Below are 9,937 nucleotides of genomic sequence, written 5' to 3'. Positions count from 1 at the left end.
GATATCGTCCGATCATCTTAGCCAGAAAGGAGAACCAACCTTTTCGCTGAAGGCGGTCGAGCTCGTCAGTGCGCAAGCAATATTTACAAAAAAGGCTCTTTTGACTGTTCATCTATGTTCACTCCAGGGCGAAGTCGTACGAAGCTCCGAGGTCATTTCTGATAAAAGGAGCCACAGAAAGGCAAGTTCTTATATCGAACGAGCGAAGAAAAATCTCCTGTGTGCGAGAGAATACGCACGCAGGAAAAGAAGATTCACTAGATCTCCGCCGGTCCTGTTCTGTACGGGATGTCGGGCTGCGATGCAAGCTAGAGGCCGCAGGGCATAGGGGGACGGGAAGAGGCAGCGAGCTGATTATTGATTGCGAGTAGGCATGGCAGTTCCGATCAAGGCGATAACGTCGGTGGCAGCCTTAACTGCAGTGGACTCGGTCCTGGCGCCACGAAACAGTGCTTAACATCGCGGTTGACGACGTCGGGTACGCGTTACAGACGGGCAGCTAAGTTGATCTTCAGGCAACAGAAATTAGTAAGGTGTTGAGGTGAGGGGTGGCCCATTACCCCGAGTGCGCATCTCGGACCCCTCACCCTCTTCCGTGGCCCTACCCATGAGGCAGGGCCACGGAAACATCTATCGGTCGTAATCCCTCGGCTGCTCCGACACCTTCTTCCAGCCGAAAGGCACCGAAGGCGCCGAGCCTGTTCTGGCTCGACAGACTGTGACGTCTACGGGCGTGTACCAAGGTTGCTGGTTCCGTCCTTTGTTGGCACAACGGGTAGACCAGCAGAGATCGGCGTAATCACAGGAGTGCCAACGCCGATGATCTCAGTCATGGAGGTACCTGAAGTACTGGTTATCCAGACATTACCCGAGCCGTCGATCGCGATACCCTGTGGGCGGCTCACCGAGCCACCGGTGTAGCCGTTGGCTCCGGAGAGGACGGCCCCGGTGCTCGAGAGCTCGACCACGGAGTTGTTACCCGAATTAGCTATCCAGGCGTTACCCGAGCCGTCGAGAGTGATCCCCATGGGATTGTTCAGTCCGCCGCCGCCGTAGCCATTGGCCCCAGAGAGGACGGCCCCGGTGCTCGATAACTCGACCACGGAGTTGGTAGAAAAGTTAGGTATCCAAGCGTTGCCCAAACCATCGATCGCAACTCCTGATGGTAAAAACAAATTCTGGCCACTGATGTAGCCATTGGTCCCGGAGAGGACAGCCCCGGTGCTGGAGAACTCGGTCACGGTCTGACCTCCGGTATTCGCTATCCAGGCGTTGCCCGAGCCGTCGATCGCGATGGCCTCTGTCACGCCCAGACCTCCTGTGTATCCATTGGCCCCGGAGAGGGCTGCCCCGGTGCTGGAGAGCTCGGTCACGGAGGTAGCTAGAGCATTGAGCATCCAGGCGTTGCCCGAGCCGTCGAACGCGATTTGAAATGGATCGTTCATTCCGCCACCGGTGTAGCCATTGGCCCCAGAGAGGACAGCCCCGGTGCTGGAGAACTCGACCACGGAGTTGTTAAAGTTAGTTATCCAAGCGTTGCCCGAGCCGTCGATCGCGAGCCAATTGGGCTTGTTCAGCCCGCCGGTGTAGCCATTGGTCCCGGAGAGGACAGCCCCGGTGCTGGAGAACTCGAGCACGGAGTTAGTAGAAAAGTTAGGTATCCAAGCGTTGCCCGAGCCATCGATCGCTACCATCTGTGCTCCGCTCAGTCCGCCACCGGTGTATTTGATCCCGAGGGACAGGTCGTTGGCAGAGGTAAGGATGGACTGGAAGGGGCTGGCGTTGGTTGCCAGATTGAGCAACGCGGAGACGTTGGCTGCCGGGTGCTGCGCGATGTTGATGGCCGCCGTTGCCGTATCGGTCGGTGCCGTGCCGTAGGTTGTGTTGGCGAAGAGCGTGCTGCATCCCGACGAGCTGACCCCGTTGGAGTTGATGCAGGCCGCAAGGATGTCTGCCAGCGTGTTGATCATGCTCACGGGAACGGCGGCGTTGCTGTTGAGAGGTAGAGTCGCATAGGGCGCTCCGCTGGCCTGGTTCACGATATTCAAGGCCGATTTGAAGGCGTTGGCCAGACCGATCCCGGCGAGCGAATGGCCCGATACGGAGCTGGGTGCGCCGATATGCAGGGGATCGGTAGCAAAGCCCGCAAGCGCATAGGCCGCGGCCACCGTGCTGGCCTCATTCATCCACACGAATGAGGTCAGGTTCGGAAAGGCCGCGCTCACTGTCGAACTGGCGCAATTGCCCACAACGGCCAGCAGCGTGGCCGCGGGATTCGGCGTGCCGGCAATGCCGATACCTGCCAACTGCGGATCGCCGTCGACAGAGTACAGATAAACCTGCTGTCCGGGAGAGCAGGCGAACGCTCCATTGATATTGAAGTTGCCGTTCACATCCGTGGTAACGTAGAAGTTTCCATTTGCATCTGCCGGGTTCCCTGTCGCGGCGGTCAGCAGCGAGGTCGAGGCATTGCCGGCGGCACCAGAGGTTGGGGCGATTCCATTACCGCCATAGGCGACCGTGCTGGCGGCGTACATATATACGCGAGCACCACTGAGCGGCTGCTGGCCGCCATGAACGATGCCTTGAATATGCATCGCCGTCGGTGTCGTGGCTGTGGAAACGTCTCCGAAGTTGGCTGAGCAACCGCTCAGGCCGAGGACGCCGAGAAGAAGACTGGCTGTGGCTGAAATAGCTAAAGATTGATCTCTCAATGAGGGCCTCTGTTGAATATCGATTTTGGGAATGCAGCTCTGTATAAATCTCACGGGCTATCAGCAGCTGATGACTCGAAATGGTTGTGGTGTTCCTGGGTTGCCGTGTTGATTGCTATCAGAAGCATTACGCAAGAGCCTCGCGAAGTCCTTACGAGGTATTACGGATTTCTCAAGAAAAAATGAAGTTCTTTACAGTGGGGCTACGAATTTCTCAAGAAAAATCAAGAAGTTGTTTTTGGCGCTAATTTGCTGCAAATTGGGTTGAATTTCCCAGGTGATGTTGATAGATATGGGGTGGCGGCGGAGACGCGTCGCGTATTTGCGCAAATAGATAGAGGGAGCATGACGCACGGGAATGAAAGAAGTCTTTACCGTGCGTCACGAACTTCTCAAGGAAAATAAAGCCACATGATCCGCAGCAACCCGCTTCAAGAGTCATCTGAGTTTGGCCGTCGTTGGAGATTTGGCGATTGCGAATTTATCGAAATCCGCCGCCAACTCCTGGTACACGGTGAACCTGTCAAGCTTGAGTCGAAGCCTCTTGATGTTCTCCAGCACCTACTCGAAAACCCAGGCCAGATCATCACCAAGGATGAGCTGATCGGTGCCGCCTGGGACACCTCAACGACAGACCAGTCTCTGGCGACGGCCATCTCAAAGCTGCGCAAGGCGTTCGGCGGCCCGCGCGATGCTGTCATCCTGAACGTCTCGGGTGTTGGATACAGGATGGCCGTACCGGTTATGTGCACTGTCGTGGATGAACCGGCTTCCGTTCCTTTTCTGTTGAAGGCAGGAGATTTTATCCCCGGCCGTCCCCATTGGCGAACGCTGAAACAACTGGGGATGGGGACACCTCACCCCGTCTGGCTCGGAGAACATTCGAAGACCCATGAAAACCGCGTCTTCAAGTTCGCAGTCGATGGTGTTCGCCTCCAGGCTTTGCAAAGAGAGGTCACGCTTTCTCGACTCTTTCAAAAATCTCTCGCCGAGAGCCGGGGATTTGTGCAGATTCTCGATTGGGATTTTGAGAATGAGCCCTTCTTCATTGAAAGCGAATATTGCGGTCGTAACTTATTCGAGTGGGCTCAGACTGAAGAATTTGCACGCCTGTCACTGTTGGAACGTGTCGCCCTGGCAGCCCAGCTTGCGGAGACCGTTGCCTCCGCCCACGCGCTGGGTATATTGCATAACGATCTGAAGCCGGCCAATGTTCTTGTCTCGGCACGAACTTCGGATACTGGGATTGAACTTCAGAAGGCAGGGGAAGATCAGGCAGAAAACTGGCAGATGAAGGTCGCCGATTTTGGTGTGGCCTCCATCAGCAATCTGCAACGGGTTGCCGAACTACAGATTACGCACTACGGCTCGTTTGAAGAGCCGAATGAAAACGATGGGAGCGGAACACCGGTAGGCACGGCAATGTACCGCGCGCCGGAGCTGCTTGCGGGGACTGCACCCAGCATTCGGGGCGATGTATATGCGCTGGGCGTGATGCTGTACCAGATCGTATGTGGAGACTTCCTCGAGCCGCCTTCGGTTGGCTGGGGGGCCAGGATCTTCGACCCGATTCTTCGCGAGGACATTGCCGCTGCGGCTAACATTGATCCGTCTCGACGTATGTCCAGTGCCGCGGAACTGGCGGAGCGGCTGCGATCGATAGAGAAACGCCGTGCCGAGCGGAAGGAGCGAGCCTCGGCGATTGCTGCGGCAGAACAAGCCAGGCAGGAGATCGAAAGAGCTCGTCTACGCCAGCCGTGGCTGATCCTCGCGGTGGTTGCGCTCCTTGCCGGACTTTGCGCCAGTCTGTGGTTCTACCATCGGGCTACGCATGAACGCGACCTGGCGAACTCCCGCAACGAGACACTCTCTGCGATGAATGACTTCCTGTCTGATGATCTTCTTGGACAAAATAAGCCGTTCCGGGAGTTTGATAGTTCGGGTAACATGCTGCAGGAGACTCTTGTAGAGGCGCTCAAAAGGGGATTACTTCAGGTCGATCGCCGCTTCTCAAAAGCGCCTGAGATCGCCGGGGGGCTCCACCAAGTGATTGCACGCGCGTTGTCTATGCGCATGGAATCTGCGGAGGCTGATCGCGAATTCAAGATTGCAATTCAACGCTTCAAAGAGGCCGAAGGCCCGCTCTCCCAGAATGCGATCATCACAGAGCTGAGGCGGGAAGATGCTGAGATAAGCAATGGTATTCCAGAAGCGGTCCAGGATGCTACGAAGTGCCTGGAACAGCAGCAGCAACTGATCTCGAGGCTCCATGATATCAGCCCGGAACTTCAGGCTTCGCTGGTTGTGAGGGAGAGTAATCTCACTTTGGCGGGGCCGCACCCGGAGCAATGGATACACCCCCTGGAGGATGCGATCAGCAGGGCTGAAGCAACCCCGAATTTCAATCCTCTATTGTTGATCAATTTGAAAAGACACCTTTATAGCGCGTATTCCAGCGACGAACCCGGTCATGCGGAACAGGTTATCCGAGAGACCATCTCCTACATACAGACGATGCGTGGATCAGAAAGCCCGGTGCTCTTTACTGCATACCAGTCTCTTGAAGATGTACTTGGCCGCGAAGGGAAGTTCAGTGAAGCCCTTGCGCAAGCAAACCAAAACTATACGAGACTATCAAAACTGTCGGGGCCGAAGAGTCAATCTACTCTTTACGCTTGGAGGATGCGTGTCCGAGCCGAAGAGATGGCGGAAGATTACGACGCTGCGATCCGTGATGGACTAGCGCTGGATGCGGCTGAAGCGCTCAATCCCCCTTCAAAGTGGGAAGATGATCCGCTGCATGTTGTTGCCAAGAGTGAATGCTACAGCGGACGCTTCGATTCCGGACTGAACCATGCGCGACAGTTGATCCGTGGGCGCAATGCAATCTTCCAACCTGAAAGCACCAAGTTAGGAACTTTTATAGTTGCCGAGTGCATGATCGCACAAGCGGAGAACTCGGAATCACATCGCAACACAGAAACGTTGAACGAGATTGATCGCTTGCTCAAGATGGTCGATATCCCTCGTCTCGCCCAGACTCCGGAGCAGAACGATATCGCTCTTGCCCATGTCCTGCACCAGAAGGATATCGAAGGGATCTTCTATGTAGCCGAGGCCAGGCTAGCGCTCTTGCGCGGGCAGCCCGATATCGCCAAAGAGTACGCCGATAAAGCTGCCCCTTTCATGGGACTCGCCTATCTTGACCCCTACGAGAAGAAAGCATTCGCTAAACTTCAAACCGCTCTGACTCATGTTTTACCTCAGAAGACGTAGCTTTCAAGGATTGAATATCTTTAGAAGAGAAAACTGGGAGCGGACTCCCCGCACCAAGAGTGTCGGATAAAACCGTATAGGAAAACGAATTGGGGGCAGCCGGCTGGCTGCCCCGTTCGTTTTGCTCTCTGCTACTTCTACTTCGTTTCGGAAGTGTTGACGATCGTGCCGACATTTGCTCCCTGGTTTGAGGAGAAGACTGCATGAACACCAAAGCTGTTGTCCTTATTGCAGAAAGGGGAGAAGACAACAGGGACAGTGACGCTTCTGGAGCCGTTTGCCGGGATCGTGCCTAGGCTGAGTGGCCCGAGGAAGACTGCAGCGGCTCCGCAGCCGGAGCTGCTGTTGGTGGAGGCGACGGTGAAGCTATCGAGGGTGGTCTGCGTGGCCGCGCCACTGCCTGTATTGGACAGCGTAAGCTGCCAGAGACGCAGATCCTCCGGGCCGGATTTGCGGTTGATCACCGCGCTAAGGTTGGCGCTGTTGACGACGGGGCCGACGGTGATGCTGTCCAGACCCGGCGCAAAGCCATTTGCATTCGGGTTCGTAAACACAATGGTGTTGGCGCCCGCGTTTAGCTGCACTGGAGTAAGCAGGAACTGGGGCGAATCCCAGGAACTGCCGTTGACGTCAAGCTCGATGGGTGACCCGCCGTTGACATAGACGAAGAAAGAACGTGGCCCGTTTTCGGTGTAGTCGACCTCAAGCTGATAGGTGCCGGCTTGCGGTGCCGTGACATTGTTGAAGGTGACGGCATTCTGCGTGCCTGCGCCGAAGCTGCCGATGTATGCTCCACCCGAGCAGTAAGAGCATCCGGCTACACTGGCGGAGCCGGAGAGCTGTGCGGCCTCTGCCTCGTAGGTCGTGAAGCTGGGCGGAGGTTCGTTGCCGTTGCCGGAGATCACGATGCGGTCAAGATCCGGGCCAAACGTAGCTGGATTGTTGAAGGTGATGATGTTCACACCGGCCTTGAGGGTGACCGGAACCGTCGTTGCCTGGGGCAGGTTGAAGCTGCCGCCGCCCAGGTTGAGCGTAGCAGGAGAACCTCCGTTGACGGTGTAGACCAGGGCGCGGGGGCCTTGCGTCATGGCATCGACTTCCATGCGGTAGGTGCCGTCGTGCTCGACCTGAACATTATTGAAGGTGACGGAGTTGGACGTGGTGGAGGCGCCGATATTGCCGGCCTTGGAGCCGCCGGAGCAGGCCGTGCAGGCAACGACCGAGGCCGTGCCGTTGAGCACAGCAGATTCGGCTTCATAGCTCTGTGTGAAGGTGGAGGGCGCTGTGCCGGTGGGATAGACCCTCAGCAGGCGTACACCGTGGCCTGGAAGAATCGTGGTGAAGCTACTCGGAGTGGGGGAGAGGTTGATGCTGTTCCAGAGGTCGCGGACCTGAAGAGCTTGAGTGAATCCGAGATCGCTCCAGGGAACGGTCACCTGCGAGGGCAGGCCGTTCAGGTTGTACAGAGCGAGGTAGAAGCTTCCGTCACCGGCGTCGGCAACCCATACCGGCTGTGCGCCTCCAGTGACCTGGACGCCAGGGTTGCCGGACTGGTCGACCGCGAGGATCTCATCGTTGGTGAAGGCAGCTTTAGCAAAGGCATCGAGCTGGGTAAGGTCGCCACCTAAATAGAGCGGGGAATTCGCCATGGCCCAGATGGTCACGGCTGTCTGCTTCTCCGTGTCGCTGAGCCCGTCCTCGGTACCCATGCCTATGTCGAGGGTGTCCATGTCGTTCCAGCCGAGCGTGGGGCCGGTGGAATGTTCCCAGCCCACGTCCTCGTACTCGCGGAGCACGATGCGCGGCCAGTCGGTGAGCGTGGCGCAGTCACCCTCGCACTCGACATCCTGGTCGATGCGGCGGGCATTGGAGAATTGCTGCCACGTGCTGAGGTAATCCTGGTCGAGATCCCAGGAGACCGTGAACCAGATGGGACGTCCGCTCTGTGCGATCGCCTGCGACCAGGCCGCGACGTCAGGACGATCGTCGACGGCAGTGCTATCGACATCCGAACCGGGTGCAACCGAGTCCAGCTTGATGAAGTCGATGCCCCAGGAGGCGAACAGAGCTACGACGGAGTTGATGTACTCCTGTGCGCCCGGCTTCGTGAAATCGATCTTGTCGTGGAAAGGGTTCGGCAATGGTCCGGCGAAGGTATTGCCCTGGGCGAGCGGTATCGCGACGATCTGCTGCGTGGTGTACGAGGTGCCGAGGATGGGAAAGTTGCCATCGACTGCAGGCTGTTCAATGCCCGGAATCCAGTAGATGCCGGCCTTCTGTCCGTTGGCGTGGATGTGATCGACCAGGGCTTTGATGTTTGGGAACGTGGAAGTATTTGGAATGGGGCGACCGTTTGCATCGAAGCTGCCCTGCCAGCCGGAATCGATGTTGATGTAGACGAAGCCGTGTTGCTGAAGGCCCGAAGCCTTCAGCGCATCGGACTGCGCCTGAATGTTTGCCTGGGTAAGGAAGCCGCTGTTGATGGTCTGTTCGCTGAAGGTCGACCAGCCAAGATACGGGCGTTGGCCAACGCCGTTGACCTGCGCGGCGGCAGGAAGGAAGGAGGTCAGCGCAGAGACGAACGCTGCAGCGAGTAGCGGGCGAAAGGTGCGGTGCAGAAAGCTGGATAGTGGGGGCATCGGTCGGCTCCAGTGAATAGGTTTGAGAAGACAGGCGGCGCAAGAGGGCTGCGCAGCTCAAAAGTGGCAGCCTATGCTGCGCAGCCATAAGACCGTGTACGAACACGTTTTGTCAATACAGAATCGCAAAATAGGTTTATTTATAGAGGGAAACTTCAAGCGTGAACGAGCACTGATAACACCCATTCTCGAAGACGGGTCCGAAATCTCAAAGAAGGGTGTGCGTGTTAGATGTGATCAAATTGCTTCTGCATCGAAATCGAACGGTGCAAACAGTTTGTTGAGGCGCAGAACGGAAGGGCACGGTTTCAACCGTGCCGTAGCAAGCCGGGCCAAAGGCCCGTACAGCTCTACCAAAGGGATCTGTGCCCCACTTCTACGGCCTGGCTGAAGCCAGGCCCTTCCGATTCTTGCCTCAAGAAGTTATCTGTGCCGCTCGAATAGCAGTTTGATAACACTCCCTAGGGTTTTGCAGCGCCGATATCCGCAGGGCTGCGCGGATCGATCTCGTGATGCGTGTCGTACTGGCTGCTGAAGCCGGTTACGCTTATCTCTTTCCCCGCAGCAAGGCTGTTCATGGAGATGCCGGTCTGCACGTTGACGAAGATCAGGGCTTCGCCGGAACCATCGTTGACAGAGAACTTGAAGCCGTAAGGCCCATCGCCGGCCGGTGCCTGGGTGATCTTCCCGTGTACCCTGACGATCCGTCCCTCGTTGGCTTCGCCCACCTCCACGGTCTTGAGCGCCTTCGGCTCGATCACGCTGAAGTCGCCGGCATTCTTCAGGGGCGCCATTTTCACGGCCGCCGCGTCGGCGGGGACTACCACCAGCAGCCCGGCCTTGTCTGTGAGCACGCCGCTGACCCGCGCGCGCCTGGGTGGCGTCGCTACATTTGGATTACCCGGTGTGCTGATATAGATGCCGCCGCTGGCGTCCTGCAGGCCAAAGCCCTTGTCGTCAAAGCTCGACTCGAAGGCGCCCGAGGGCGTGGAGACGATCCCATCGATCATGACGTGGGTACCCAGGGGAAGGGATCGCGCCTTGGCGATTGGGATGACGTTATCGACGGGTGCGGCAGCCGTAAGGGTGCCTGCAAAGACGGAAAGCAGACCCAGACTGACGACGGTCAAAATGCGGCGTCGCAGGAAAGACACTACTGTGCGTTCGGACGGAGCTATCTGGTTTAAGCTATTTCCAAGAGCCATGCCTGATCCTCTTTCTGTTGCTCAAATTTGCAAGAAGGGTACTGGGCCCGGAGTTCAACACGATGATCTGTGCGGATCAGCATAGATCAATTGCGATCGATCC

Annotated in this window: 4 protein-coding genes; 1 reads left to right on the top strand and 3 read right to left on the bottom strand. The window is 57.2% G+C overall.

Annotated features, from left to right (window positions below; genetic code table 11):
- Window positions 1-725: 725 nt before the first annotated feature.
- Complete coding sequence (locus HDF15_RS02355) at window positions 726-2,714, bottom strand: NHL repeat-containing protein (protein ID WP_184252659.1); 1,989 nt, start codon at window positions 2,712-2,714, stop codon at window positions 726-728.
- Between the two features lie 411 nt (window positions 2,715-3,125).
- On the opposite strand from HDF15_RS02355, the gene HDF15_RS02350 reads away from it, so the two are divergent.
- Complete coding sequence (locus HDF15_RS02350; protein WP_184252658.1) at window positions 3,126-5,990, top strand: protein kinase domain-containing protein; 2,865 nt, start codon at window positions 3,126-3,128, stop codon at window positions 5,988-5,990.
- 137 nt (window positions 5,991-6,127) lie between these two features.
- Here HDF15_RS02350 and HDF15_RS02345 read toward each other — a convergent pair whose 3' ends face one another.
- Together HDF15_RS02345 and HDF15_RS02340 are read right to left on the bottom strand one after the other, a co-directional pair.
- Window positions 6,128-8,629: a CBM35 domain-containing protein gene (locus HDF15_RS02345; protein WP_184252657.1), complete on the bottom strand. Its 2,502-nt coding sequence runs from the start codon at window positions 8,627-8,629 to the stop codon at window positions 6,128-6,130.
- A gap of 461 nt (window positions 8,630-9,090) precedes the next feature.
- On the bottom strand, window positions 9,091-9,834 hold the full coding sequence (locus HDF15_RS02340) for a hypothetical protein (RefSeq protein ID WP_184252656.1): 744 nt from the start codon (window positions 9,832-9,834) through the stop codon (window positions 9,091-9,093).
- Window positions 9,835-9,937 lie beyond the last annotated feature (103 nt).

It is taken from the genome of Granulicella mallensis (assembly GCF_014203225.1).
Lineage (GTDB): Bacteria > Acidobacteriota > Terriglobia > Terriglobales > Acidobacteriaceae > Granulicella > Granulicella mallensis_A.
Note: the sequence above shows the minus strand (reverse complement) of the source record. Positions and strands in the feature narration are given on the sequence as shown.